This window comes from Burkholderia sp. 4M9327F10 (assembly GCF_005503145.1).
GTDB lineage: Bacteria > Pseudomonadota > Gammaproteobacteria > Burkholderiales > Burkholderiaceae > Paraburkholderia.
Genome location: NZ_SCNV01000086.1, coordinates 1 through 26,740 on the forward strand (window position 1 = coordinate 1; position 26,740 = coordinate 26,740).

The window sequence follows — 26,740 nt, forward strand, 5'->3', positions numbered from 1 at the left end:
ACGTCGATCACTCCGTTCCCCCGCCCGTTGCCGAGCAGGTCAGTGTTCTACGTGGGTCAATATTCGATGCAAATTACTGCGTAGGGTGGGTCAGGATTCCGCGCAAATCAACAAACAGCGTTTCTCAACAGCAAAAGCGGGACCGCAGAAGATGTCTATAACGCCGTTTTCCTCGAGATCCAGCGACTAAACACGACTCGCGTCGAGTCCGAGTGGCTCAAGGTTCCGGGACTGCGGACCATTCAAAGGCGAATCCAGAGCATCAACGCATTTGAACGCACGGTTGCCCGCTATGGTGAGCGGGAAGCGCAGCGCCGGTTCGCTGACCAGCTTTGCGCACGCAGAGTGTCCAGAATTCTTGAGATCGTTGAAATCGACCATACCCCAATCGACCTGGTCTATTCGGACGCCGACGGCAGAGCGATCGATCGCCCGTGCTTCACCGTTGTCCTGGATCGTTTCTCTCGGTGCGTGCTTGGTTTTTGCATCAGCTCAGCCGGACACGGCGTTCACGCCGTATTCGAAGCCCTGCGGCACTCGATGATGCCTAAAACCTATCTTAGGGAGCGATTTCCCGATCTACCCCTGGAATGGCCATGCCACGGTTGGCCAGAGCGCTTATTGATGGACAACGGTCGAGAATTCCATGCTCTTGCAGTAATCGACGCCCTCACGAACCTAGGCGTGGTATGCGAATACGCCGCTTCGCGCGATCCAAACGACAAGCCATTCGTTGAACGTTTTCTCAAAACGTTCAACTACTCGTTTATCCACAAACTTCCGGGAACCACCCTCGCAAAGGTGCATCAACGCGTCGGGTTCAAATCGGAAGATGAAGCTTGCATCACGTTCGAGCAGCTCAACGAAATGGTACATGTCTGGATCACGTCCGTATATCACCTTCGACCACATAGAGGTCTTGCCGGGCGCGCGCCGATCGATGTGTGGAAGGAGAGTGCAGCTGCATTTCCCCCCACGCTGAAGTGCAATGCAGAGGATCTCAGCATCGAATTCGGCGAGTTTGCCGAGAGCGCTCTCCAGCACTACGGCATCGACTTCAATACGTTCAGGTATGTATCTCCCGAATTGCTCGCCCTACGGCGGATGCTACCCGCCAAACCAAAGGTCCAAATAAAGGCTCCCTACGAAAACGCCGGCGTAGTCTGGGTGTGGAACCCGATCGATAGCCAATACATCCGTGCTGACAACACCGATGAGCGGTTCAACAACTTGACGGTAGAGCAGGCCAAGTTAGTCAAGCGCGAATACGCAGCCTCCGATCCTCATCAACGAACCCGGGCAAATGGAGAAGAGATGATCCGCCAAAAGGCCAACGAGGCAATGCAATCAAAGGAATTGAAAACACGCAAAAAGGGGGCTCGCCAGGCACATACCACCTCGAAATCTGCCAATCGCCTCCCACGCGCAGCGTCCGAACCTCAAATCGCCGCTCCACTTGCCGCCCTCACCTTCGAGGCAGACGAGCTTTCAGAGTTCGAAGTCGAATCGATGGACGTCGAGGTAAATCATGAAAGATAAAAATCAATGTATCGGTATTGTTAAGGATATCAGATTAAGCTTCATCAATTTCCCTCATGTCAAAAGGATACTGGCTGCATTGGATCGTATGCACGAGTACCGCTGTGGTAACGAGGAGGCCGAGCACATCATGTTGCTCGGCGAGTCCGGGGTCGGAAAATCGACGTTGCTTTTCAGGTACGTCGAGAAGCATCCTGTCATTCAGCACGAGGAATTCACCGAAGTCCCGGTCCTTTACGTGCCGCTCGGTCAATCGCCTACCCCTAGGATTTTGGCTAGCACGATCCTGAAGGCACTCGGCGACCCGAAGTGGAACCTCGGAAAGGAGATTGAGTTGACCACGCGACTCGTACTTCTGATCAGGCAGTGTCGCGTGAAGCTTGTCCTCATCGATGAAGCCAATCATTTGATCGACCGAGGTGGGGAAAAAACACTGCACACCGCAGCCGATTGGCTCAAGCGCCTGGTCGACGCGACCCGCGTTTCGTTTGTTCTAGCCGGCATCCCGCGCACCAGGCGTTTGCTCGCCACAAACGATCAACTGCGTGATCGTTTCAGAGAGGTGATCGAAATCGACCGCTTCTCGGTTGCAAACACGACGAACGAACACGAGTTCCGAAGTGCGCTCAACGTTTTCAAGGGATATCTGCAGGATCTCCCCACGCTGGATATCTCAGGGAAGACGATTGTTCGTCTATTCGCCTTCGCGACTGATGGGCGGCTTCGCGACATTCGGAGACTACTGGCGCGCTCCGTCGAACTGGCCTTTGAACAACCGGATCCCAGATTGACAGATTTGGTTCTAGCGGAAGCCTTCCGGACCGTCATCTATCCCGGTTCTCCAGACCACCGAAATCCTTTCCATAAGGCGTTCGACGAAATGCCTCTCGTGAAAGGTGACGAACCGTTTGCACCTGTGGAGCGCTGACATGAACGCCTTGAACCCGTGTGGTCGGCCGTTGTGCCGCCCGAGCCCTATGCCCGACGAGTGGTCTGAGACATACCTCTTTCGACTTGCGAGGGCAAACGGCATATACCGGCCTCGGCTGAGTGACATTGATCGAATTCGCCCCACGCTTGCGACAACCTCGTCGACGAAGCCCGACGGTTATCCCGTGTGGAGCGAGGCAACGTTACCACGCTGGAGCGTGGTAACTCGGGCGAACAGCATTCGGTATTGTCCCCAGTGCATGGCTGAGTCCAGGTACATTCGCTCGTGTTGGCGTCTGACCCATCTCGAGGTTTGTACGATCCATGCTATCCGGCTCAAGGACGACTTGGCCGAACCCGTTATGACGAGGGGTTACAGGCAACCTGACAAGCATTTCATCACTGAGGTGACGAATGAACAATTGTGGGCAGGCGCTTTATGCCCCATGCCAGGCGAGCGGCGTCATATTGAACGATTGTGGTCTGGACTCGAGCAGTTGCTTATCGACGGCAAAGCTCCCGAAGCAACAGAGCAACTCACTTGCATTCTGTTCCTGGAGGTGTTGCTTGATGCGATAGCGACCGTGCCAGACGAGCTTGGGTACCACTCTGTGGGTATCCCACGGTCAACGCAAATCGCCGAGCTAGTCGAGAGGCATCAATTTCTCCTCACGCCAAACCTGGGCGGTATACGCAACTTTCTGGATCAGATCACCGGCGCTTCAAATCGGAACGCTGTGCTTGCCCGTTTGCGTCGCATGCTGATAGATGAAGGTCGGCGGCAAACATGTCTTTCCAGACTACCAATCGCGAGGCTACGAAGAGAGCTTCTGATGAACATACGGGGAGATCGCACAATGCCCACCTGTGGCCCTCTCCATCCCAGTCACAATATCCCATGCGGATATGTGAGTCTCGAAGAGGCGGCCTCGCTCATCGGATGTCCCGTAAGGCTACTGAAGCACCTCATTCATAACGATAATCGCCACGGAGCCCGCATCGTGCTGCACGGTATGAGGCGCTATACGTATCTTCCACCTTGGACAGTGGAAGCATGCCGCCGCTGGTATGCCTCGCTTGTTACTCCACGGCAGTTGCTGAATGAACTTCACATCGAGCGTAGGGGCTACGCTGCGCTGTTGAGTACGGACCTGCTCCGGCCAATTTCCGTTGACACATCCACCTTCTTCAGGCGGGCAGACTTCACTGATCTATGCCGACGATTGGAAGACGTATCGCGGCCGTTCCCGGTCGAGTATGCCCATCTACATCCTCTGTTTGGCGAATGGATGTCGTGGAGCAACGGCATTAAGGCTGCATCGCTCGAAGTGGTGAGGGATGCGTTCAGTGGCAAGCTTCCGATCTTCCGGACGTTAGACGGTCTTGGCCTGTCTGCCTACTTTGTCGATCAATCCGCGGTCGAACGCCTGCGGCAACTCAAGCGGAGGGAATTGGCAAGGTACAGGCAACGGGAATGTTCGCCCAATCAGCTTTCGCTGCTGGCGGAATGAGTCTCGAGTCCGCCCGTAGCGGGGACTGGCGCACCTTGGGAACAGCCCTCTTTTCGGACCGTTTGTTGGTGCGTCCGTCAGTACTTCCCGACGAGAGCTTCCCAGGCTACCGCATGCGGGTCGCATTTGCCAACGGACTGTCCGACCCTGGGTGGCTCGACTGTGTGGTTCACAGTCTTCCGAAAACCCACGGCGTTGCCCGTTGGTGCCCGCACTGCCTCGCCAATCCAGGGTGCTATTGGCGTGAGGACTGGTACTCTGGGCCGGCAGCGTGCTTGGTACATCGATGTTGGTTGACCTCCGCGTGCAACGCATGCCAGCGAACGCTGCGCTGGAAGCATGTTCGCTTTTTCACATGTACTTGCGGCGCATCATTGCGGGATGCACTCGTAGACAGATTTTCTGCTGATGTCCTGAAACTGCTCGCCGAGCAAGCCACCTCCAACGGTGGTCTGCCATCCGTTTTGGAGCGCTGGAACCTCGCCCGTTTTCTCGGAGCGCTGTCCCAATTTGGGCTTCACGGCAAGCCGTTGAAGAAAGCCTCACGTCAAAAGGAGAATATCGAGCAGTTGGTGGTGACCTGCGGCGCATCACTGATGGCCGATCAGTTGGCCTGCTTCGAGTTGCTCGATCGCCTGCGTGCTCCTGTGGCGAGCGCGAATAACGTTCCCTTGCTATCGGAAGCCTTCCCACATCTGCTCGTTATGCTGCGCAAGCAGTTGAATGAGACCGAGCGCCAATGGGTTATGGTCCTGCTGGACGCCTACGTTGCAAGTTCATCGCGCCGCGGATCTGCGCTAATCTGGGAACGGAAAGGCTCCAACCAACGGACCAGCACGGAGTTCTGCCGACAGAAAACGCGAAGCCCTGCAATTGTCACCATGCTTGCGCAGACGGGCACCGCCGTACCGGTCAGGCGAACGCTGACCGGCCGGAAAAAGTTCGTGATCAGTCAGGCAGACCTGCAAGATCTCTGGAAAGCCCAGCGTTCGCTGATTGCCGCGAAGACGGCCGCTCGATACGCGGGGATATCAGTCAATCGTATCCATGTGCTGGCAAAAGCAGGCCTGATTGCTTCGACCGGCAAGCGAGTCGACATGAGGTCCGTCGATCTTCTGCTCCGCAAAATCGTGGCTGCCTGCGCGTGTGACGTCCCGGTATTTGAGGATCCGGTCAGCCTGACCGAAGCTTTGCGTCGGTACGTTCCGGTTGAAGCGACTGGAGCATTCTTCAATCGGCTCATGAGCGGTGCTGTACCCTTGTTCGTAGAGCCGGGGAAGGTACCGGCGTTGCGGAATATTGTCGTGAACCGTGGTGAAGTAGTCCCGGCAGTGCAGGCGCTGGCCGCATCGGGTTCCCTGATATCCATTGTCGAAGCGGCCCATCGCCTTGGCGTCAAGCAGGAAGTGATGTATCACTTGGTCAACATAGGTCTCGTCAGGACTCGAACGGGCAAACAGCGGCGCCGGACAACGCGAGTCGTCGATGTTAATGACCTGCAGGAGTTCACCGAGCAATTTCTGCCGCTGTTCACGGTGGCGAAGGCAATGGGAATCTCCGCTCGCGGAGCGCCTGGCTGGGCCAGGCAGCATGGCATTGAGATCGTTACCGGACCATCGGTCGACGGCGGACGGCAGTACTGGATCCGAAGGCAGGCGTGGAAATTTCCTGCAGCGTAAAACGTGAAGCATGAAAAGTTGGTTTCGTGGGTCGTGTGAACCCCGTCCTGTTAGCAGGAGCGTGTATGAAAATCTGGAAGTCTCAACCGGTTAAGTTGCAACCCATTGTCTTTCTGTCCCGCTGGCAAGTCATGGAGACGGAAGATGGTTTCCGCCACTTCATCGGGCACAACATGGAAACCATGACCGGGCGGGCAAGCACTGGTATCGTGAAATTTGACCCGGAGACACGCCGGGGAGTGACCGGGTCCGGGAGAATCTACGAACTGGTCGGGGAAAGCGGCGTCGACACGAAAGCCAACTATCTGTGGGCTGTCAGTTGCGCTCAGGCTGGCATGGCTTCGATGGATGTATCGTCCGAGTACGATCAACCGGAAATCATGTCCCTGCGACCTGTCGCGCCTTATATTGCCAATCTGTTCTGCGACGGCAGCCCGGCGCGCCTTAGCGCCAAAGTTCCAGCCACCGGTCAATCCTTCGAGGGACAGGATCCGGAGGACCTGGCGGAACTGCTGTTTGCCAGGGGCGTGCGACAGGGTTACTTGCGCCTCCCGGACTCAGACAGGATCGAGAATTGGACCGAGTTCGTCGATCTCGTGCGCGCTGTAGAGCATCGGCTCAATCAACTGGAGCGGGGCTTGCCTCGTGACGCCGACGGAACACGCAGCGGCGAATGGTAATGACGCTGCGGTGCTCTTGCGCTATCGAACGCCCTGACTCGCCCCCGGCTAGTCAGGTAAGAAGCAACCAGACCTTTGACTGTGAAGCCATGAAACTGCTCGTCCTGTCCGATCTGCACAACGAATTCGAGCCAACTGTCGCTGATGCGCAGGCCGTCACCCGGGCCGATGTTGTCGTGCTCGCTGGCGACATCCATACGAAGGATCGAAGCGTTGAGTGGGCTCAGGCATTCGTTGACGATCCGGCCAAGCCCGTCATTCTGGTGGCGGGGAATCACGAGTTCTATCGCGGGCACTTCGACCACACGCTGCACAAGCTTCGCGAGCTTGCGTACGGCACCAACATTCATTTCCTTGAGAACGATGTGTTCGTGCTGGGCGACGTCCGTTTTCTCGGATGTACGCTCTGGACCGACTTCAAGTTGTACGACCGGGACACTTCACCCGCTATGTGCATGCGGGATGCCCAAAGTGCCATGAGCGACTTCCGGTTGATTCGCGCGACGCCATCGTATCGAAAATTGTATCCGGCAGATACGGTCCGGCGCCATGAGCTATCGCGTGCATGGCTCCGAAATAGCCTGAACGAACCATTTGTGGGTAAAACCGTTGTCGTTACGCATCACGCTCCGTCGGAGGGTTCCGTCGAATCGGAGTACGAGGGAGACTCGTTGACCCCGGCTTACGCCTCGAATCTGGAGGGTCTCATGGGACCTTCCGTTCCTCTATGGATTCACGGCCATATGCATACCAGCTTCGACTACATCGTCTCTCCCGATTCTGAGCCAAGTGGTACACGCGTGATCTGTAACCCGAGAGGATACTCCCCGAAACATCTGAATCCCCACTTCAATCCTTCACTGATCGTTGAAGTCTGAACGACATTGGAATCCCATGGGCTACCGGGTCACTGTCGAATTTGACGCGGAGTATGTCTACGTTGTTCAACTGGCTGTATGCAACGCGACAATCTTGCTTCGCCATTCGCCAGCCTGGCTATGCGTCAACTACACTTGAAAAAGTCGGACGCGCGCGTTTCTGCATGATGAATAAGAGGCATATCCACACCAAGTTGCTGCCACGCAGCTACTGCAAGCGACAAAGCGGCCAATACTCCGGCGAGACCTACGATCAATTCGCTTCGCTTCGTGACGTTCTCGGCCGACCACGACGGAAAATGCCGCTGCAAGGCTTTGGTTGTCGTTGCAACCAAAATTTCGCGCTTTACCCAGTGAAGCAGAAAATAAAAAGTTGACGAGAAAACGACCATAAACAGGACGAGAAAGCTAAATGCTCCGACAGAAGGAAGAGCCGCTTTCTGTGTGACATCCGGGATCATCAATAGCATGTAACCCGCGGAGATCCCAAATGCAAACGAGCCGGAGTGGATGAAAAGCTTCAACAAAGGCTGACAAGCCCATTGCACGAGATTTCGAGAGAAAAAAGATCCATTGCTCAGCATTGCCAAGGCAACGAGCAGTGCATCGATCGTCAGGAAATCTAAGTATCCCGAAGTTGTTGCCTCACGAACGAGAGAATTCATTCGTTCGCAACCTCCTACGGCGATCGGGCTATTCAGCTCTTTGAACATTGCATACACTAGCATGAGTGCAATACCAACCGATACTACGCCGACCGACTCACGAATCATGCGAGTGGTCTCCTTGCTGGCATGTTCTGTGGCCTGATCCAAGGCATTGCGAGCGAGATTTACATTCTGGGTGGCTTCTAGCATATTGATTTCCTATAGGAACGAGAGTGCCTGTATGTCAGCCTCTAGATCGGGATGCCTGTCGTTGGGAAAGCGTGGCTGCTCAAGCCTATCTGGCCGTGGTGTTCACCGAAGGTTTAGCGATAAAGGCGACAAACGGGGTGTAGATCACACGCCCTGTTTGCCGCACTTCGCCGACCTTGACGTCGCTTGCAGCTTTACCCGTGAAAGACCTTATTATCCTGAGCATCTTCTCGCTGGATGGGTGTAAATCTGTTTATCGGCGGCCTGCCAAAAATCTGTAGCCCTTGGTTTCAGACCGGGCTAATGCGTTTTGGATGACCGTCATCTTCAAGTACTGAACTAGAGGGTTCAGATCAGGAGCTAGCCATATAGTGTCCAGCAGGGCATCATGCGTCACGAGCATGTCTCTATAGAACTTCGAGCGTTGATTCGCACGTGGATGATGAGCCCGCCACGCCCCGAGAAAATCGCGTCGCTCGTCAGGATTCCAGTGAATAGTGCACGCTCTGGACCGACTCAAGTTGTACGACCGGGACACTTCACCCACGATGTGCATGCGGGATGCCCAAAGTGCCATGAGCAACTTACATTTTGCCCAAGCAGGCTGAGTTGCTGCTCAAACCGCCTCCTACTCAAACTAGAGTGTCGATTGGAGCAATCGAACGAATCGTCAGCGGGTCGGTGAGCCCGTCTTGACGAGCGAGATCAGGCGTTGGTTGCGATCGGCTGCCGGCGGTGGGCAGCGACGCGGCAATGCGCTAGCCCGTTTTTCAGTAGGTGTGCCAGGGCGTCCTTCAGATAGGCGTGCGGAGCGGGTCAGGCTCACGACCGGAAGTCATCCTGACAGAGGTCGCTCGGTGAACTCTTGATCAGCTGTCCGGGTTCGGGGCGACAACGGCCTGCGGCCTGACCGATGAAATTTCTACACTGACGCTTCAAGCGCGGGCGGGTCCAGGGCGATTGTGATCCACGATCAGGCGAAATAACCTTCGACGACTTGCGTCAAGGTTTCCTCAACGAACCGGGCGCCTTGCTCGGTCGCCGCCATTTCGAGCGCGGTCTTGCCGTCAAATCGGATTTTTTGCGCGCGTAGCCAAATCAATGCCTTCTCGCGGCTACCGAATGCGATTTCCGTCTGAGTGATGAGTCTGGCGAGACGTATGGCCTTGTCCGATTCGTCCACAGACAGTCGCTCCCCGTTCTGGCCGCGACGTAGCAGCGTTCGAGCCTGAACGATGAACGCCAACTCGTCAGCTTTCAAACCGTACACACCAAGGCGATCGATTACGTCGATGCCAACGCGCTGCGCTGTTAATGCTGCGAGATCGCTGTTTGACGTGATCGGAGTCTGAAGCAGCTCACCCAGCAACGAAAATTCGGCGCTGCCGGTAGTGATACGGCCAGTCGGTTGGAATGGAATTGTCGGCATGACGAGGCGTCTGGGCGGGATATCCTTACATTCTAGGAAATCTGCCAGTATCGCAAGCCGCCCGACCGGAAAATATGTGCCCTGGTTGCCGAATTGTTGGCCGCCGCCGCGTCTGCGGCCATACGTGAGTTGCCCACAATAGTCGAACGGCTGGTTCTTGCTCGGAGTGGGACGTCCTGATCGTTACGATGCACCGCACTTGTTTGCGTCGGATGAGGGTAAGCCGTTGATCTTTCCGTCGTCAAACCTGTTGACGTAAGCGGGGGTTGAGTAGGCGAGCGAGGATTACTTTTCCTCGCGCTTCCTGAAGCGCGGCGACGTTATCAATCTCGAAACGTACACCGCGCTCACGCTCGATTTTTCTCACCTCGCGGATACCAACGGCATAGGGAACGAGGTATCGGAGCAGGAAGAATGGTGCCACCATGAACGCTGCGACAACGACCAATAGAAGCAACTCTTTTCCCCTCGCACCAAACGCGGCGCCGATCACGCTCAGCGCCGCGACACCGAGGGCGCCCCCGAGGTTCGCGGCGGAGTTCGGAGTGGCGTGGCGCTTTTCATTTTTGCGCGTGCGCACAATTCTCTTAACTTTCCCATCCTCAATAGCGAGCGTTGGACTGATGAGGGAGCGGTTGAAATCATGCCAGTTGGCTTGTCGTTCACGTTGGTAACGAAATAGATAAACAGTTGCCAGCAGGAAGAAATAAACGCAGGTCACCAGCACCGGACCCTGCGGCGGAAGCCATCGCTCCAGAGCGGTCTGAATCACCATCACCATGAAAAAGCAGAAGAACAGTGTGAGCAGGCTGTGGACTGTCCGCTGATACGTGGTGTATCTCGTCGTGAAGAACGCTGCGATGACGCTGCAGACGAGCGCAACGACCAGCACCGGCACGATAAACCAGCCAAGTATCGGGAAGTAGGCCGAAGTCAGGCCGGCCGTCACGAAGCAAAGAAAGAGCAGTAGCAAGGGTAAGCGGATCAACTCACGTTCCATATGTTTCTTTACCAGTGGTGGTGAGCAGCAAACCCGTCCCACGCCTTGCCGATGCTCTCGCCATACAGATGCGAGAAAGCGACCTGCACGCCGATGCCAACGGCAAAGCCAACAGCGAGAACAGCGATGACGGGGACCTCCACAGGCGCTCCAACGATTGCGACAACCGCGCCCGGCAAAACGGCGCCCGCGCCCCAACCGGCCAGCCAGCCGGCGGCGTTCGCGGGCTGGCTATGTGCCTCGAGACTTGCGAACTGGTGGAAATTGTCAGCATCAATCGCATCTGAAATTGCCTGCGGTCCCAACGCAAGCAGACCGCCTACCCTGACACCGGTAATATGGCCACCCAGTGTATCGGCGAAGCCGTCGAGGTTTAGCCTGCTTCGCGCTTCGAGTGCATCTAGCGTGGCTTGGCGATACGCCGGGATGCGCACCACATTTTGCGCGGCCCTCCCACGAATTACATATCCAGCGGCCTTTTTGTTGACCGGAATCTCAAATACCCATTTTCCGTCGACACGCACCAGTTCCAGCGTTTTCCCGAAACGTTTTTGAGCCGACTTGATTCCTTGGTTGCCGCTCTTGCGTGCCCACGCAAGAAGCTTCGCCCGCTCGCTTTCAGGTATATCCAGAAGATCAGAGGTTGGCGCTTTTTGCGCAAGCGACAGCGCAGCGCCGGCACCGGTCCCAAGACTGGAGCCGATGTTGGTTGGCGCGTAGATCGCTTTCAGAACGTCGCCGTCCAGCCCCGGAACACTTTGCGCTTCTTTGTACAACTTGCCAAATTCTGTCTTACTGAAGCTCTTCTCAGCGTCGCGCAGTGCCTGTTGTAGTTGAAGGAGCGCATTTACGCGTTCCTCCGACGTCATGTCCTTGTCGTATTTCAGCTTGGCGATGAGGTAACGACTGGCGGCTCCGGCGTCAGCCGGATACGTGCCGCCGACATTCACCAATATGCGCGATGCATCAGTTCCCGTGCCGAGGACCGGTCCGACGTCAGGGGCACTGCCGGGGCCGAGCAATCCAGGGTGCCCAAACAGGGTGCCGGGATTATCTGCTGTACACGCGTTGAATTCCGATTCAGCCATTTTTACATTATGGACGTGGGTTAAATGGAGCTATGAGAAATATTTTCCGAATATGCCAATTGAATATCAAGAACCTTGATTGTTAAATAATTTTACGACGCACAGAATTTCCTTAACGCCGATTATAATCATGGGCAAATTTTAACCGCGATATCAGCGAATATGGCGATTTCGGGCACGACAAAATTGATTATGCCGTACAGGGGGCCTTATGCAGATGTCTGACTTCAGCCAGATCCTCAGCTTGCAGAATAACCGGTTGTTCTCGGTGAAAACGCCATTGTCTGGCCGGTCTCAACTGCTGGTCAGCGGCTTGAGCTATCAGGAAGAGTTGTCGAGCCTTTACACGATTGAGCTCGGGTTGACCTCCCAAGACGCAACGATCGAACTCAAGCAGTTAATTGCAAAGGACGTGTCTGCGGAACTCACGCTCTCCGATGGCACGACCCGATATTTCCACGGCTATGTGACCCGATTCATCCACCTCGGAACAGACGGCGGACTCGCGACCTATTCCGCGACGCTGCGTCCGTGGGTTTGGATGCTGGGCCGGCGTTATGACATCCGCATATTTCAGGAGAAGACATCGGAGGACATCCTCAAAGAGGTGTTTTCCCAGTACGGAGTGATCGCACGCTACGAATTCCGCTTGCTCAAATCGCTCAAGCCATACAGCTATTGCACGCAGTACCGGGAATCCGATCTCAACTTCATGAAGCGGTTGCTTGAACATGATGGCCTGTTCTTTTACTTCGAGCATGCCCAAGACGGTCACCGGTTGATCATCACCGATGATTCGACTGCCGCAAAGCCGATCGACGGAAATTCGGTGCTACGGTTCGCCACAGGGGAAATGCTCGATGAGGATAATGCTGTCACCCAGTTCCGGGCAGACCGCAGACTCGAATCCGGTCGTATCACCCTGAAATCTGCGGATTACAAGGCGCCGAACGCCAGTCGTCTTGTGTCGAGCGATACCCTCACGAATCAGGGCGACGTCGCAAAGTACGAGGTCTACGATTATCTCGGTGCGCACGCGTTTGATTCGAGCGACCGAGGCGAGGAACTGATGCGCTTTCGCCTCGAAGCGCTCGAGGCGGAAGGCAAGGTATTTATCGGTGCAAGCAATTGCCGCACGCTTGCCAGTGGTCACACCTTCACGTTGATCGATCACTACGACCACGACAACGGTCAAGCCGCGGATAGGGAGTTTCTGGTCCTGTCTGTTAGCCATCACGGCACCAACAATTACCAGTCGTCGGGGGGATCTGCGACGTACGCCAATAGCTTCGTCTGTATCCGCAAGAAAATACCTTTCCGTCCGGCGCTATCCACACCGAAACCAATGATTCCGGGACCGCAAACGGCGATTGTGGTCGGACCGAAAGGCGAAGAAATATACACGGACGAACTTGGTCGCGTGAAGGTGCAATTCCACTGGGACCGCCTTGGCACAATGGACCATCGCAGTTCCTGCTGGGTTCGGGTCGGACACGCGTGGGCGGGTTCCGGCTTCGGCGCAGTGCAGATTCCCCGGATTGGTGACGAGGTGGTCGTGTCATTCCTTGATGGCAATCCCGACCGCCCGATCATTATCTCGCGCGTATATAACGCGACGAACCAGCATCCCTGGAAACTGCCTGATAACGCAACCCAGAGTGGGATCCTGTCACGCTCGACGAAGGGAAGTTATAGCACGGCCAACGCGATCCGCTTCGAGGACAAGAAAGGCGCAGAAGAGTTGTGGCTGCAGGCCGAAAAAGACATGACGGTCGTCGTCGAGGACGCGCAGACAACGCAGGTTCTTGGTGGGGACCGGACCATCACGGTCGACAAGGGCGACCAGAAAACCACAGTGTCGGTTGGCAATCTGACAGATACCGTCTCGCAGGGGAACACAACCCAGCAAACGCCTACCGGTGTGCACACCATCGAAGCCAAGGAACTGTGGATCAAGATCGGCGGCGATGGCGGGACGAAGATCCATATGACGGGCGACACCATCGAGATCTACAAGGGCTCGTCGGTTATTCACATTGATGACGGGCAGATCAAGGTTCAGGCCAGCAACACGCACATCAATCCCGATAACTGAATTCTGGGCCCAATCAATTAGCGTTTCACCGGAAGAACACCATGTATCAGATGCAGGAAGGCTCTCTGTCGCTGCCCACTGACTGGCACGATAAGTCGATGAATGTGTTCGTGTCGGTTGCGACCGGAACGGAGGGCGTGAGCTTTGTCGTGACCCGGGAGAGTTTGCCTTGGGGGATGAAGTTTCACGAGTACACCGCGAATGAAGTCCAGAAGCTTGCAAAGCAGGTTGCGAGTTACGAACTCATAGCCAGCGCGGATACGGAAGTATCGGGCCGCGCGGCCTATACCCACGAATTCCGGTGGCTAAACAATGGCAAGCCAATCCAGCAACTGCTCACGATGGTTGAGTACGGCAAGCGGGTGCTGATGTTGACCTTCACCGCGCCCGGCACGATCAGTGAAACGCAGAAGGCCCAGGTGCAGGAAATCATCCAGAGCCTGACCCTGCACGAACCCAACTGAACGCCGCACGACCATGGCCGACCAGGATAACGATAATCCCACCAGCACCGGGGAACCGACCGGCAGTGCTACTGAGCGGCTGGCCAACCTGCAGACGCTTGAGGACGGCGATGCCGCCAAGCAGCAGCAGATGAAATGGGTAGACGGCGCGAACTATGGAATGCTCGGCGCCGACGTCGGCTACGGCTCTTACGCTGCGGGCTCGGCTGCAGTAGCAACCGGTGCGACAGGGGCGGCAGCAGCGGGAGCCGCGGCGCTGGCGGCCGTTCCGGCCGTCGTTGCGTTGGCTGGCTCCTGGGCGCTGGGCAAGCTGGGTGTGACCGGGGCTATTGCCGAGGGCGTCACAAAGGTTGGTGATGCGCTTGGCTTGACGATCGGCCGGGGCGATCCTCATCCTGCGTGTGTCGGCGATGAAATCGCTCACTCTTCCGGCTTCTTCGGGATGATGGCAGGCCTCGCAGCGGGCATTGCAATCGGCGCGATGGTTGCCGCTACCGTCGCGACCGGAGGGCTGGCGGGTGCGCTTATTGTCGGCGTATGCATGGCCGGCGGCTTGAGTCTCGGCAGTGCGCTCGCCTCCGCTAGCCAGAGCATGGGTAGCAACTGCGGCACGATCACCAGCGGGTCACATACCGTGACCTTCGAGGGGAAAGCTGCTGCACGCGTCACCGATGTCACGTCCTGTTCCAAACACTCGAGTTCGCCAGAGCCTCTCGTTGAAGGTAGCAAGACGATCACGATCAACGGGCTTCCGCTCGTGCGCATCGGGCATTCGACGCATTGCAGCGCCAAGGTGAATTCAGGCCGTAAAAGCATCTGGGCTGACCGGACAACGGGACAGTATGGGCCGAAAAATCCGGAGCTGACCGCCGGCGAGGAGTTCTTCGCCGGTTTGCTCGGCGGGCTGCTCGGCGCGAAGCTAGGTGGCATGCTTGGCGATGCGCTGGTGAAACGCGAGCCGACTGAGTCCGCGGAAGTGTCCGGGAAGAAGGACGAGACCTCGACCTGCAAGGAAGATCCGGTCGATGTGGCAACCGGCGAGATGGTCGATATTCGCACGGATATTTCGATTCCGGGTGTCTTGCCTTTGCAGTTCTCCCGGCGTTACCGGACACGTTCAGGCGACTCAGGACTTCTTGGGCCGAAGTGGTCAACCAGTTGGTCTCAGCGCTTGACGTTCCAGGATGGACACCTCGTGCGTTTCCACAACGGAGTCGGTCAGGCGATCACCTTCATCGCCCCCGAAGCCGGCCTTGATGGGATCAATCTGCGTGAGCCACGCTATCGCCTGATCGGCAAGCGTGATGAACCGCGCGTTCTCGATCATCAGACGCGGCAGGTATTGGTGTTTGCGCCGCTTGTCGACGGAGGTGCATCAAGGCTGGAGCGTATTGAGGATCTGAGCGGCAATGCCGCCACCTTCTACTACGATGGGGAAGGCCGCCTCGTCAGTGTCGCGCATACGGACGGCTACCGGCTCGACATGAAGTACCACGGTGCGAAACGCGAAATCGAGCAGGTCGTCCTGCACGACGTGTCGGGCGACCCGCAGACGCTGGTCGCCTACGGATACGACGGATCGATGCTGGCCGATATGGCGAGCTTCCAGCACGGCCACTTTCATTACACGTACGACGCAAACGGCTGGATGACGAGCTGGCGTGATACCGACCAGACCGATGTCCGGTATCTCTACGACGACGTCGGCCGTGTGATCGAAACTGGTACCCAGCAGGGGTACCATACCGGACGTTTTATTTACGAAGACAGTCGAACGCGCGTCATCGACGGTGATGGCGAGTGGGTTTACGAATACAACGACGACGGCCTGGTCACGGTTGAGACCAATCCGCTTGGCCATACAACCGTGCGGGAATGGGGACTCGGACGGTTGCTGTCGCAGACGGACGCACTTGGTCGGCGCACGGAATTTCAATACGACGAACGCGGTAATCTTATCGCGGCTCTGGAGGCCACGGGTAGCACGACGCGGTTCGAATACGATGACAATCGTTTGATGACTGCGGTCGTTCTGCCTGCCGGTGGACGTGTCAAATTTGAGTATGACCATCTTCAACGCCTGACTGAACGTACCGCACCGGATGGAACGGTCAGGCGTTACCGCTACGGCGAGCGTGGAGAGCTCCTTCGCGTCGTGAATGACGATCGTGAAACCCGGTTCGATTACGACACACAGTTGCGGCTAGTCGGCACCCGTTTCCCGACGGGAGCCAAATTTCGTACGGTATTCGATGTACTGGGACGTCTGGTCGAGGAAGTTGATCCTGACGGTAACGCCTGCCGATACGAATATGTAGCCGGACCGGACAATCCACGTGGCGCAGTTTCGCAAGTCACGCAACCGGATGGCGCTGTAGTACGCGCCCGCTACAACAGCGAGGGTCTGCTGATCGAGCAGGTCGACCCGCTCGGACGCACAGCCCGACGCGAGTACGGGCCGTTCGATCTCGTTACCGCGTCGGTCGATGCCGCCGGCCATGTCACCCGTTTCGAATACGATCATGCAACGAGGCTGACGAAGGTTGTCAACGCACTGCACGAGACATGGGAGTACTGCTACGACGGAGCAGGCCGGCTGGTCACGGAGATCGACTGGGGTGGCCGCACGACGCACTATGACCGGGATGCCGTTGGCCGGTTGCTGGTGAAGACGCTACCAGATGGTGGGCAATGGCGCTATGGATATGATCCATCTGGTCGTCTCGTAACGGTCGACGCGGGCGACGTCAGACTGGGCTACACCTACGACGAGGTCGGCCGCCTTGCGACTGCCGAAGTGCAAGGTGAATCGCAGCACCTCACGTGCTTCGCCTACGACGACAAGGGTCGTCTGATTGGAGAGGAACAGCATGGCCACCTGCTGAAGCACGTCTATGACGCACAGGGTCGACGCAGTGCGCGAATAACACCGCATCGGGAAACGCAATATGAATACGATGCCCTCGGTGCACTGACGAAGGTCGGCCCGATGTTGATCCTGCGCGACAAGCTCGGACGGGAAGTAGGACGTCAGGCGAGCGAATTCGCCATGCAGAGGCAGTACGATGTTTTGGGGCGCATGCATCGCCAAGTTGCCGGGCCAAGATCCGCGTTTGATGGGATGCAGGCAGACCCTGTGGGTGCGTTAGCGGCACTCACGCGTCAAACATATACCTACGACGATGCGGGGCAACTTCAGCGGATTGATACTGATACAGACAGCGTGAGCTACTTGCACGATGAGCGCGGGCAGGTCGCCGCCGTCCATAGTCTTCGTCAACCTTCCGAGCACTACAGTTACGACGCGAACCTCAATATCGCGGCGCACGGCCGGCAGGGGCCGGCCGACTCCCATCATTACCTGCAAGGCGGACTGCCCGAGCGCGTTGGTTATGCCCGCTACAGATACGATTCCCGTGGCCGAACTATCGAGAAGACGGTTGAGCAGCCGGGCTTCAGACCGAAGATCTGGCAATACACCTGGGATGGATTGAATCGGCTCGTAAAGGTTCGGACGCCCGAGAAACAGGTCTGGGCGTATCAGTACGATGCGTTTAGCCGTCGGGTCGAAAAGAAGCAGGTTGGCGCGCGGAGCGCGGTCAGGTTCCTGTGGGACGGGCATAGACTGGCTGAAAAGTGGCAGGAGAAAGACGGCACGACGGGATTTGCCACGACGTGGCACATTTCGCCGACGGACTTTGCTCCGCTTGCCCAAGAAACAGACCGCGGGATATATCCGGTGGTTTCTGACCAGGTGGGCTTGCCTAAAGCGCTGTTTGACGACCAAGGCAAGCGAATCTGGAGTGGCGGCCATACGCTGTGGGGCCGATTGCTCACTGGCACAAATGCGTCGAACGATGATGGCTCGGTGGACACGACGTTACGATTTCCTGGTCAGTGGGAAGATAGTGAAACGGGCTTGAGCTATAACGTCCATCGGTTTTACGATGCCGACTCGGGAATGTATCTTTCGCCGGATCCGATCGGGCTGTCAGGAGGGGCGCGAACCCAGGGATATGTTGCTCACCCCGACAAGTCAGTCGACCCACTTGGTTTGTCGGGCTGCGCTTTTCAGGATTTTCTGCGGAAAAAATGGGGGGCAAGGAATGTCGACGACGCGTTGGCCGCAAAACGCGCGAATCCAGCCTTGGACAACATCCTTACGGATAACGAATACTTGGCGGTTCGCGGTTACACTTCGAACCTGTACGAGGAAATCAATCCGGCCCTGCGTGCAGGAGACCCGGGCGAATGGTCGGACTTGACGTCGGAGGCATCAAATGGCCTCAGTAAATTAGCTGAGAATGGCTATGCGTACACTGGAGATGTTGTGCGTAATCTGCGGCTCACTGACGCGCAGGTAGACCAGTTGTTCCCTGCTGGTGGCGTGTTCCAGGACAAGGCCTTTTTGTCAACGACTTCGGATTTGGACGGCGTTTTTCCGGGTAACGTAACCGCGCAGATAGTGTCGAAAACCGGAGTTTCGGTAAGTTCGCTGTCTGAGTATCCGCGGGAAGCAGAAGTCCTGTTCAAGCCTGGAACCTCGTTCAACGTCCTCGACCGGACGCAAGGTGACACTCCAGGCAGTTGGAACATAACGTTGGAAGAGCAGTGATGAGCGCGAAAGATTCAGCATTGAGCGAGGAACAGAAAGACGCGGTAAAGCGCTCCGTCGAGCGTTTCACCAGGCGAAACCAATATCCGGCGGATATGGGCTTCCAGCCTTACTCGAGAAGATTCAGCAACGAATCCATTGACCTGAAAACTCCGTGGTTGGCGGAGTATTTTCGCTATCGTAATCGGCATCCGTTAGCTCGTAGTGCTGACCTTCTGGCTGTCCTTGGCCAACTTGGCGCGGACAACTCCGAACTCGCGAACAGGTTTCGCGGCTCGCTATTGGGCTTGGCGATTGGAGACGCATTGGGCACCACACTGGAGTTCGCGCCACGTGATAGCGGAACGGTAACTGATATCGTGGGCGGTGGCCCGTTCAATCTAAAGGCCGGCGAGTGGACCGACGATACAAGCATGGCCTGCTGCCTCGCTTACAGTCTGATCAAGGTCGGCAAATTCGACGCGAAGGACGTAATGCAGGCGTTTTCATACTGGTATCGGTTCGGTGCTTACAGCCCGACGGGGAGGTGCTTCGATATCGGGGGGACAACCCGCGCTGCGATTGATCGGTATCTTGCAACTGGCGATCCGATTGCCGGCTTGACGGCCCCAAGCGCGGCGGGCAATGGATCGTTGATGAGATTGGCTCCTGTCGTCTTGCGTTACTCGAGCAATTTCGAAGACGCCGTTTACTTTGCCGCCGAAAGCTCGCGATTGACACACGGCGCGCAGGAAGCGGTGGACGCATGTCGCTTTTTCGCCGCGCTGCTATGGGGAGCTTTAGCTGGCGTGCCCAAGGCGGTCCTCTTGAGTGACAGATATTCGCCGATTCCCTCGTATTGGGATCGCTATCCACTGGCTCCAGCGGTCGAGCGGGTTGCGCGAGGATCCTACAAGAATAAGTCGCGTAAAGACATTTCATCCTCGGGTTACGTAATCGACACACTTGAGGCCGCTTTATGGGCTTTTCACAACAACAATGGGTTCGAGTCCGGCGTGCTTGCCGCAGTCAACCTTGCAGACGATGCAGATACGGTTGGGGCCGTGTTTGGTCAACTTGCTGGAGCGCACTACGGGGAAACCGGCTTACCAGTCAAGTGGATTGTGAACACGCACGCTGCGCACGGGTTCTACCACTTCGCGCAGGATTTGTCCGACCTGATGCGATCGACCAAAGACCCGGCCTGAAGCTGTTGCGGGTTAAGCCAATCTTTGGTGCCGAGCCCAAATTGCCGAGCCGCGTGAGTTGTATCTGCGACTTCTGCCCAAGCCACGGCGGCTCAGTAGGTCGGCGAACCAGGTGCCCCAAAAGCAGTTGGTGCCTTAAGTATGATCGGTACCGCAACGTGACGCGATATGGGACCTCGGTGAGGCGAACCGGGGAGACAGTCGCGTTTGCCCCGACGCGGCTAAGGTCGCGAACGATTTTCGTCACTGACCGCAATTGCCATGAAATTCGTAGATTACTTTGTTTCGGCAGAACATCGGCTCTCCGTTGGCAGAGAAGCGGATTCACGAAAGTTCTATCTTTCCATTCCGGTCAGCAATCGCCTTGTCGATTACGAGGAATATTACGAAATAACGGAATTCGAGGCGGAACGGTTTCGAAATGACCCAGATCTGGCGCGGCAGTTTGCGGAGAGGTGCCGGAACAGAATGATGGACGATGCTCTCATCATCAAGCCCGGCTCCGACCGTGGTGTAGCGAACTAGGAAAAATAAAGCTCGAGTACCCACTGTGCGTTTCCATGGTCCGGCGAAGCCACGGTTTGCCAAAGGCGTGAGGTATGGTTTGCTTACGATCGATGAAAACGTTCGCGCTGCACGGGCCTGCTCCAACGGAGTTTGTCATCAGTTCTGCCCTGCCGGTTGAAAATCTCCTCCTAGCCGCGATGGAATGAGATCGATTCAGCGCGGTTCAACTGGTCTGGCGATAGGATTCGCCGTTTGTTTACAAGACCTCTTGCCCGCGCCTCGATCTGTTATCACGGGCCACGGGAATATTTTCTACTTCTTACTAGTGTGGCTGAGTGTTCCTTGCAGACGTCATACATGCCCTGCACGACGGGCGATGTGTAGTTCAATGTCCATCCGTCCGCGAACAGCCCCGCGAGAATTACCCTGTCCCGAAAGCAAGGAAAAACGAGGAACTGGGGTGCAAGATCGACGGAGGCTCGCCCCAGTTCTATCCGCTCAAGCCAACCGCATTCCTCCGCCAACGTTCCCAAACCGATACGCACGGCCTCGACCAGGTGATCGGTTCTCAGCCACGTCCCGGCCGTTGCGCGACTGACCAGTTGAGCAACAACGATATAGCAAAGCAAGTGCGTCCGGGCAGTCGGACTGAGCCTGTCAGAATCATGCCCTCTCATTTCGACCTCGCTCAGTTACTGAACCAGACTTGATAATAAAACCTGATGCTTTCAGCTTGGTTTCGTTCGCGGTCGAGCCTACGGCCCAATTCGTTCGCAATCCTGTTGTCCTGATACATTCCAATCAGTCCGCGCACGGAAACTACCTTGATCGCCTGTTGAAGTCATTCACTGCATTGCCGACGCGGCGACCTCCTAGGTAACGACGCTAAATTGCTGCTGTTCAAGCGAAACGGTTTCGACAATTGTTTCGAACTCAGCGAGAAGGTCGGGTTGCCGCTGTCGCAGATATTGAGCAACAGGCTCGTTCTCCAGAAGCTTGGCGAGATATCCCTTCGCCAGCACTAGATTCAGTACATCCTGTCCATAGGTCTGCTCGACAAGTTTGTATTGCCCCTGCAGATTACTCATCTCCCGTTCCATCTTCGCCATCTGTTCAGGCGTGACGCCGGTCAGCTTCGGTGGCTTTTTTCCGTCAACCAGTCGCGCGGCGGGCGTCGCGACGAGGAGCGCCTCGGCGTACGGGACGGTTACGTTGTTTGCCGCTATCATCAGTTCGACGCATTCGACCTGCCGCGTCGGTTTCATTTTTCGAATCGCGCGGGCAAGCTCCACCGAAAACTGGCGATCCCCCAGGAGTTCTGCAGCCTCGGGACAGATGCCGTCCAGCAGTGAAAGTTTCTTGAGAATCTGCGACACGTCCATGGCGAGAGCCTTTGCCAACCTCTCCGGCGACACGCCGCGTTCGACGACGCGCCGGATCATATAGTGCTCCTGGATGGTGGACAGCCGATTGACGCGGTTGTTGTAGGTGTAGCTCTCGTCGTCCGTCGCAACCAGGCAGGATGCCTCGACAAATCCGAGCTGCTGCATCGCGATGAGGCGTAGGTGGCCATCGAGCAGCAGGTGTTGCCCCGTACCCGGGTGCGCCGCTGTGATGGACAGTGGCTCAATCAGTCCGATCTCCTCGATCGAGGCCTTGATCTGTTTGAACTTGCGGGAATCGATGATATTCGCCGTGGTCTTGCGCGACGGCAAGATGCACACTACCGCAACGGATAGAGGTTCGGGAATGAAACCGAGTGTCACGCCTGTCATGCGATGCTCCCGCCCGACCATACTCGCTCGGCGAGATATTTGGGCAATGTCGCGAGTTCTTCCGCGCGCAACAGATTGACGAAGTTTTCATCAGCGAACATTTGCCGAAGCGCGCCGACGACGAACATCAGTCGCTGCTGCGCAAACTCAGCTTTCCGTACCATCGACTTCTGGCGTTCGACCTCATGCTGGTAGGTCCGCACCAGACTCGATGTTGTCACATCCGCGAGCTTGCTCGACATATTGCGAGCCGCGGAGCGTCCAAGTGTCTTTCGCCGTTCGACGATGCGACGGGCTTCCATCAACCGCTTGCCGCGCAATTTGCCGGATTCATACGCCTCCTGCAAAGCAGCCTGGATCGCAGCGTCATCGTCACCGGCTCCCACAATAGTAAGCGCAGCGTTAAGTGGAATCCGTCCCTTCTCTACTGCAATGACCAGCCGCTCTTCACCGTGATGCAGTAGCGTCAGGATGCCCTGCACATAGGATTGGGTCAGTCCGGTTTTTTCTGCGATCACCTTCGGGGTATATCCCTGCTCCTGCAATTGCTGGATGCCGGCGAGGAGTTCGAGCGGCCGGCATTGGCGCCGCGCGATGTTCTCGGCGAGGCTCATGATGAATGCGTCTTCGTCGCTAACGTCGACGACCAACGCAGGGATAGTCGTTTCGCCGAGCGACCGGAAAGCCTTAAGGCGTCCTTCGCCGCATACGAGCAGAAACTTCTCGACACCATCTGCAGTAGCACGCGGGGTGACCTTAATCGGCTTTTTCAGGCCGATCGCCCCTATGTTGCCGACGATTTCATCGAAGACGTGACCATTACGCTCGCGCGGATTGATGACTTCGATCTGATCGACCGGAATCATCCGGACCTCGCCCGTCGCATGCTGCGGGTTCATGCCACCCTCCGAAGTCGGGCCCGCTCAGCCATGCCGTACAGATAGTCAAGCGTGTCGAAGCGGTAGCTCTCAAACTCAATCCCGTTCTGGTCGGCAAGGCTGATGCGCGGCTGACCGAAATCCAGTCGCGGTAGCAGGTAATAGTCGAGTGCTCCCGAATTCGCGTGATCGAGCCGGACGGCTACAGTGATATCCGGCAGCAGACTGGTGTCAAAGCGTACCTTCCAGTGATTGCGACCGTTGTCGTTTGTCTGGCAGCGAGCGAGAACAAGGCACGCCGTGAACTCGCTGTTGACGGTGAGCATGTCGGTTGCCGGGTCGCGAAATACAGCGCCACCGAGATCGGCGATTTTCTTCTCCGTCTGCGCAACGATTTCGGGATGCAGTTGCCGGAGGAACCGGTTGGTCTCGAGATAGCGATAGTCGCGCCCGGGTGTGAAGCCTACGGTCTGGTACGCGCGAATCAGGCTGCCGAATCTGTACATATAAACGGAGCTTGACGGCATCCCATCCGTCTCGTCGATCACCAGACCGGAGAGGAACCCACGATCGCGGTAAAGGTTGCGTAGGCGCTGAATCAGCTCCTCGTTCGAATAGCGCCGGGCGCGCGCCCGCATGATTCCCTGTGCCGTGTAAAACACCTCGCTCGGTACGATTGACTGAAATGCACCTTCCTTCCGGATCCACATATCCGGCGAATTCACGACGCGCATCTTTTTCAGTTTGAACGACACGCGGTTATAGACGTTGTTGCCGATGTATTTCTCGTTGGTCAGTACCTCCCGTACGGTCGCCCGTGTCCATTCCCGATCGAGATTGGTGCGAATCCGCATGCCATTCAGTCGAGCCGCAATTTCATACTCGTTTAGCGATTCATCGATAAACCAGCTGTAGATCAGTTTTACGATCCTTATCTCGCTTTCGGGTCCTGGCATCAGTATGACGCGATCGGTCTGCAGGCTCTTGTGTTCGCCTCGCTGAAGTTCAGCTTTCATGATCCCGTGCTGATCGATGAGTACACGGCGCAGACCATAGCCGGCCGGTCCTCCTTGCCGGAATCCGAGTTCGATCAGCCGGCACTGTCCGGCAAACACCTTGGCGGACAGTTCGCGGCTATATTCACCGGCCATCGCCCGCTTTACGCCTTTGACGATCGTCGAGACCGGTGAGCCATCGTTTTCGAACTGTTCGGCGCAGTACGCCACCTGGATGCCGGCACGCGTGCAGATGTATTCGTAGTAGGCGCTTTCATCCGCGTTCTGGAATCGCCCCCAGCGACTCACGTCATAGACGACGATCACCTTAAAATCTGCTCCGCCGCTCTCGACATCATGGATCAACTGTTGCAGCGCATGGCGCCCGTCGATGCGCAGCCCACTCTTGCCATCGTCCGCGTAGGTTCGAACGATATTCAGGCCGCGGCGTGCTGCGTATTCGCGGATCCGGTCGCGCTGGTTCTCGGTGGAGTATTGCTGGTGCTCGGTCGACATCCGAACGTATTCGGCCGCCCGTATTGAGGGTGTCGGCGCGGCAACGGCATCTCCTGTGTGAACGAGTGACACGATCCTGCTCCTGCCAGCGTCGAATCCTCGCTCACGCAACCTACGCGTTCGGCAAGGCGCCGGGCAACGCAGGTCTGACCTTACACGCCCGTGCATCGTATGCGCTGCGGCGTTTGATTGAGAGCGGGTACAAGGCAAAGGTAGCAGGTCCGGTGTGGAAGTCGATCACGTCATCTCTTTGCAATCACGTATGGGTGGCCCGTTCGGTGCCGATAGCACCGCGATGTGGACGGTGCACGCGTTCATCTTTGCAATGCCGGTTTCAACAGCACGACGCAGTATGTAGAAGCCGGATGCGAGCGGCCGCGGCGGAGGAGACGCGTCCATGTTTGCAACTGGGCTGGAACTGCGCTGTGCGTTGCGACTTCGTTGCATTGCGCAATTGCGCTCGCGATACGCCGGATGCGTTGCGCGGTATTGACGCCAGTAATCGGGGTGACGGACCCGCCATTTCGCCTGCGCCCGTGCCTGGTTGTCGCGATAGTCGGCATCGCCGCGCAGATGCTCCCGTTGCCAGCGCCGCCGCCGTTCGCGCTGACATGCGGCGGCCGAGCAATATCGTTGATTGGGGGTCTGCAGAAGAGGATGAAAGGCTTTGCCGCAGGCCGCGCAAAGGCGGGTCGATTTCATGATTGCGCTCGATGCTGTGAATGCGATGGGCGGGCGTCGGTGGGTCGAGCGGCGATGTGAAAGATGGCCTCTCGACGCCGGTGAAGCGAGGGTTCTTGGGGCGCAAAATCGGGGTCACACCAAAACGCTACTACTTTGGCGCGAGTGTAGGCCAGTTGCGCTAACTTCGTCACACCCGACAAGACACTTGTGGCGCGACCTCGCGCAAGTCTTTGATTTTTTGTATGCGCGGTCTCATTTACTCTGGCGCCCTACGAGCGGCGTAGGGAGCCAGAGTATGTGCGACTGGCGCCACAGTTTTGCGACTGTGGGACAGAGTTAGTGCGACTGGCCTATTTGTTAGATATGAAATGACCGCCAATATCGCGGGCGTAGGCGGTGGGACCTACATGGGACTGACGTCACAGTTTTGAGGCTGGCATGCGCTAGAAGCCGCGAACAACCTAAAATCGCGTTCGCAATGCGAAGGTCGGGAGTTCGATCCTCCTCCGCGCAATTGACATCGCCCCGGCTTCGCCAGCGCCTCGGCTGGTTGCCTCGCCTTTGCTAGCCATGCCGTGCGACGATGCAGGGCAAGGTCGAGCGTACGAATGTGTGCGGGGTAGACGAACAATTGCCCAAGACCGTCGCGTCGTCGCTGCCACTGTCCATCGAGCCTTTGCGTCGGCATTCCTCCTCTCACCCGCCAACGCCCTACTCCACCGTACAAATCGCGCCTACCGCAATAGCAACCGATTGTGCGTTCGTGAGGTCAGCGCGGTTGTGGTCATGCGCATTAAAAAAATCATAAAAACTAGATTGCGATAGCGTTTCCAATTGAGTCGAAACAGAATCCATCAATTTCTGGATGTAAATATCATTTACCTGGAAAAGCGATTTGAGTTAGAGCGAAAAAGATATTCTTAAATATATCCACGCCAACCCCAGATCATGGATTTTCTGTTTTTGGGCGGATTTTTCATTTTCCTTCGCAATTTGCCACTCGGGAGTAGAGCGCAGTATGCTGGCAGGGATATTTTTCATCCGCAAACCGTTGTTGACATAAAAGTGACAGCACTGGGAAATTTCGTACGCAATAGGCGCAGGGGGCTTCGCCTGACACAGGTCGCTCTCGCACTTCGTATGGGCGTAGATGACGCGTACGTCAGCGCCGTCGAAACGGGCCGCCGTGTTCCCGATGGCAGTTCCTTTCTCGAGGCGTTGGGCCGAGCACTCGAGCTGGACGAAGATGGATTGCGTCAGTTGGTTGACGCTTCAAGGCGCTCGCAGCGATATCTGCGCTTGCCCGAAGAACTATCGGAGCGCAAACAAGAGCTGATTTCGGCGCTGGTTGAGGACGTGAGGCTACCCGCGATCTCGCCGTCCGTATTTCGCCCCAGATACATGTTTGTAGAATCAACGGATCTGGGCAGACC

At 56.7% G+C, this 26,740-nt stretch carries 19 protein-coding genes; 12 read left to right on the forward strand and 7 right to left on the reverse strand.

Annotated features, from left to right (window positions below; translation table 11 throughout):
* Positions 1-345 precede the first annotated feature (345 nt).
* From FFS45_RS38375 to FFS45_RS38400, 6 genes are all read left to right on the forward strand, one after another.
* Positions 346-1,539 carry a Mu transposase C-terminal domain-containing protein gene (locus tag FFS45_RS38375; protein WP_249363102.1) on the forward strand — a complete coding sequence of 398 codons (1,194 nt, stop codon included), beginning with the start codon at positions 346-348 and terminating at the stop codon, positions 1,537-1,539.
* Positions 1,529-2,467, forward strand: a complete 939-nt coding sequence (locus tag FFS45_RS38380) for a TniB family NTP-binding protein (RefSeq protein WP_137959851.1) — start codon at positions 1,529-1,531, stop codon at positions 2,465-2,467. The genes FFS45_RS38375 and FFS45_RS38380 overlap by 11 nt, the downstream gene beginning before the upstream one ends.
* Before the next feature lie 349 nt (positions 2,468-2,816).
* Positions 2,817-3,980, forward strand: a complete 1,164-nt coding sequence (locus FFS45_RS38385) for a hypothetical protein (protein WP_249363103.1) — start codon at positions 2,817-2,819, stop codon at positions 3,978-3,980.
* Positions 3,981-4,354: 374 nt separating this feature from the next.
* Positions 4,355-5,659 (forward strand): hypothetical protein, encoded by a 1,305-nt coding sequence (locus tag FFS45_RS38390; RefSeq protein ID WP_137959853.1) that lies wholly within the window; start codon positions 4,355-4,357, stop codon positions 5,657-5,659.
* 65 nt (positions 5,660-5,724) lie between these two features.
* Entirely contained in the window at positions 5,725-6,339 is a 615-nt protein-coding gene (locus tag FFS45_RS38395) for a hypothetical protein (protein ID WP_137959854.1), read from the forward strand.
* Positions 6,340-6,428: 89 nt separating this feature from the next.
* Positions 6,429-7,217 carry a metallophosphoesterase gene (locus tag FFS45_RS38400; protein WP_137959855.1) on the forward strand — a complete coding sequence of 263 codons (789 nt, stop codon included), beginning with the start codon at positions 6,429-6,431 and terminating at the stop codon, positions 7,215-7,217.
* 125 nt (positions 7,218-7,342) lie between these two features.
* On the opposite strand, the gene FFS45_RS38405 is transcribed toward FFS45_RS38400, so the two are convergent.
* The 4 genes from FFS45_RS38405 to FFS45_RS38420 all read right to left on the reverse strand — a co-directional run bounded on the left by FFS45_RS38405 (position 7,343) and on the right by FFS45_RS38420 (position 11,591).
* The gene (locus tag FFS45_RS38405; protein ID WP_137959856.1) at positions 7,343-8,074 is read right to left on the reverse strand and encodes a hypothetical protein; all 732 of its coding nucleotides are present in this window, start codon (positions 8,072-8,074) and stop codon (positions 7,343-7,345) included.
* A 973-nt stretch (positions 8,075-9,047) separates the two neighbouring features.
* Positions 9,048-9,503: an antitoxin Xre/MbcA/ParS toxin-binding domain-containing protein gene (locus FFS45_RS38410; protein WP_137959857.1), complete on the reverse strand. Its 456-nt coding sequence runs from the start codon at positions 9,501-9,503 to the stop codon at positions 9,048-9,050.
* A gap of 241 nt (positions 9,504-9,744) precedes the next feature.
* Complete coding sequence (locus tag FFS45_RS38415; RefSeq protein ID WP_137959858.1) at positions 9,745-10,503, reverse strand: hypothetical protein; 759 nt, start codon at positions 10,501-10,503, stop codon at positions 9,745-9,747.
* Between the two features lie 8 nt (positions 10,504-10,511).
* Positions 10,512-11,591 (reverse strand): hypothetical protein, encoded by a 1,080-nt coding sequence (locus FFS45_RS38420; protein WP_137959859.1) that lies wholly within the window; start codon positions 11,589-11,591, stop codon positions 10,512-10,514.
* A gap of 211 nt (positions 11,592-11,802) precedes the next feature.
* Here FFS45_RS38420 and FFS45_RS38425 point away from each other — a divergent pair, with 211 nt between their 5' ends.
* From FFS45_RS38425 to FFS45_RS38445, 5 genes are all read left to right on the forward strand, one after another.
* Positions 11,803-13,686 carry a type VI secretion system tip protein VgrG gene (locus FFS45_RS38425; protein WP_137959860.1) on the forward strand — a complete coding sequence of 628 codons (1,884 nt, stop codon included), beginning with the start codon at positions 11,803-11,805 and terminating at the stop codon, positions 13,684-13,686.
* Between the two features lie 41 nt (positions 13,687-13,727).
* Positions 13,728-14,150 (forward strand): DcrB-related protein, encoded by a 423-nt coding sequence (locus FFS45_RS38430; RefSeq protein ID WP_137959861.1) that lies wholly within the window; start codon positions 13,728-13,730, stop codon positions 14,148-14,150.
* A 13-nt stretch (positions 14,151-14,163) separates the two neighbouring features.
* The gene (locus FFS45_RS38435) at positions 14,164-18,765 is read left to right on the forward strand and encodes a DUF6531 domain-containing protein (RefSeq protein WP_137959862.1); all 4,602 of its coding nucleotides are present in this window, start codon (positions 14,164-14,166) and stop codon (positions 18,763-18,765) included.
* Positions 18,765-19,952 carry an ADP-ribosylglycohydrolase family protein gene (locus FFS45_RS38440; RefSeq protein WP_137959863.1) on the forward strand — a complete coding sequence of 396 codons (1,188 nt, stop codon included), beginning with the start codon at positions 18,765-18,767 and terminating at the stop codon, positions 19,950-19,952. Before FFS45_RS38435 ends, FFS45_RS38440 begins: the two co-directional genes overlap by 1 nt.
* 261 nt (positions 19,953-20,213) lie before the next feature.
* Positions 20,214-20,477 carry a hypothetical protein gene (locus FFS45_RS38445; protein ID WP_137959864.1) on the forward strand — a complete coding sequence of 88 codons (264 nt, stop codon included), beginning with the start codon at positions 20,214-20,216 and terminating at the stop codon, positions 20,475-20,477.
* Positions 20,478-21,331: 854 nt separating this feature from the next.
* On the opposite strand, the gene FFS45_RS38450 is transcribed toward FFS45_RS38445, so the two are convergent.
* The 3 genes from FFS45_RS38450 to FFS45_RS38460 are packed head-to-tail and all read right to left on the reverse strand — an operon-like array spanning position 21,332 to position 24,791.
* Positions 21,332-22,234, reverse strand: coding sequence for a plasmid partitioning protein RepB C-terminal domain-containing protein (locus tag FFS45_RS38450; RefSeq protein WP_137959865.1), 903 nt, complete (start codon positions 22,232-22,234; stop codon positions 21,332-21,334).
* Positions 22,231-23,133 (reverse strand): plasmid partitioning protein RepB C-terminal domain-containing protein, encoded by a 903-nt coding sequence (locus tag FFS45_RS38455; RefSeq protein WP_137959866.1) that lies wholly within the window; start codon positions 23,131-23,133, stop codon positions 22,231-22,233. The genes FFS45_RS38450 and FFS45_RS38455 overlap by 4 nt, the downstream gene beginning before the upstream one ends.
* Positions 23,130-24,791 (reverse strand): recombinase family protein, encoded by a 1,662-nt coding sequence (locus FFS45_RS38460; protein WP_137959867.1) that lies wholly within the window; start codon positions 24,789-24,791, stop codon positions 23,130-23,132. Before FFS45_RS38460 ends, FFS45_RS38455 begins: the two co-directional genes overlap by 4 nt.
* Before the next feature lie 1,464 nt (positions 24,792-26,255).
* On the opposite strand from FFS45_RS38460, the gene FFS45_RS38470 reads away from it, so the two are divergent.
* Positions 26,256-26,740, forward strand: a 485-nt coding sequence (locus tag FFS45_RS38470; protein WP_249363104.1) for a helix-turn-helix transcriptional regulator, incomplete at its 3' end; no start/stop codon positions are given.

Bases quoted from the DNA above. Each gene is read 5' to 3' on its own strand.
- FFS45_RS38420 (WP_137959859.1), bottom strand. From the start codon at position 11,591: ATGGCTGAATCGGAATTCAACGCGTGTACAGCAGATAATCCCGGCACC.
- FFS45_RS38410 (WP_137959857.1), bottom strand. From the start codon at position 9,503: ATGCCGACAATTCCATTCCAACCGACTGGCCGTATCACTACCGGCAGC.
- FFS45_RS38460 (WP_137959867.1), bottom strand. From the start codon at position 24,791: ATGCACGGGCGTGTAAGGTCAGACCTGCGTTGCCCGGCGCCTTGCCGA.
- FFS45_RS38445 (WP_137959864.1), top strand. From the start codon at position 20,214: ATGAAATTCGTAGATTACTTTGTTTCGGCAGAACATCGGCTCTCCGTT.
- FFS45_RS38405 (WP_137959856.1), bottom strand. From the start codon at position 8,074: ATGCTAGAAGCCACCCAGAATGTAAATCTCGCTCGCAATGCCTTGGAT.
- FFS45_RS38440 (WP_137959863.1), top strand. From the start codon at position 18,765: ATGAGCGCGAAAGATTCAGCATTGAGCGAGGAACAGAAAGACGCGGTA.
- FFS45_RS38400 (WP_137959855.1), top strand. From the start codon at position 6,429: ATGAAACTGCTCGTCCTGTCCGATCTGCACAACGAATTCGAGCCAACT.
- FFS45_RS38430 (WP_137959861.1), top strand. From the start codon at position 13,728: ATGTATCAGATGCAGGAAGGCTCTCTGTCGCTGCCCACTGACTGGCAC.
- FFS45_RS38425 (WP_137959860.1), top strand. From the start codon at position 11,803: ATGCAGATGTCTGACTTCAGCCAGATCCTCAGCTTGCAGAATAACCGG.
- FFS45_RS38395 (WP_137959854.1), top strand. From the start codon at position 5,725: ATGAAAATCTGGAAGTCTCAACCGGTTAAGTTGCAACCCATTGTCTTT.
- FFS45_RS38380 (WP_137959851.1), top strand. From the start codon at position 1,529: ATGAAAGATAAAAATCAATGTATCGGTATTGTTAAGGATATCAGATTA.
- FFS45_RS38415 (WP_137959858.1), bottom strand. From the start codon at position 10,503: ATGGAACGTGAGTTGATCCGCTTACCCTTGCTACTGCTCTTTCTTTGC.
- FFS45_RS38455 (WP_137959866.1), bottom strand. From the start codon at position 23,133: ATGAACCCGCAGCATGCGACGGGCGAGGTCCGGATGATTCCGGTCGAT.
- FFS45_RS38450 (WP_137959865.1), bottom strand. From the start codon at position 22,234: ATGACAGGCGTGACACTCGGTTTCATTCCCGAACCTCTATCCGTTGCG.
- FFS45_RS38435 (WP_137959862.1), top strand. From the start codon at position 14,164: ATGGCCGACCAGGATAACGATAATCCCACCAGCACCGGGGAACCGACC.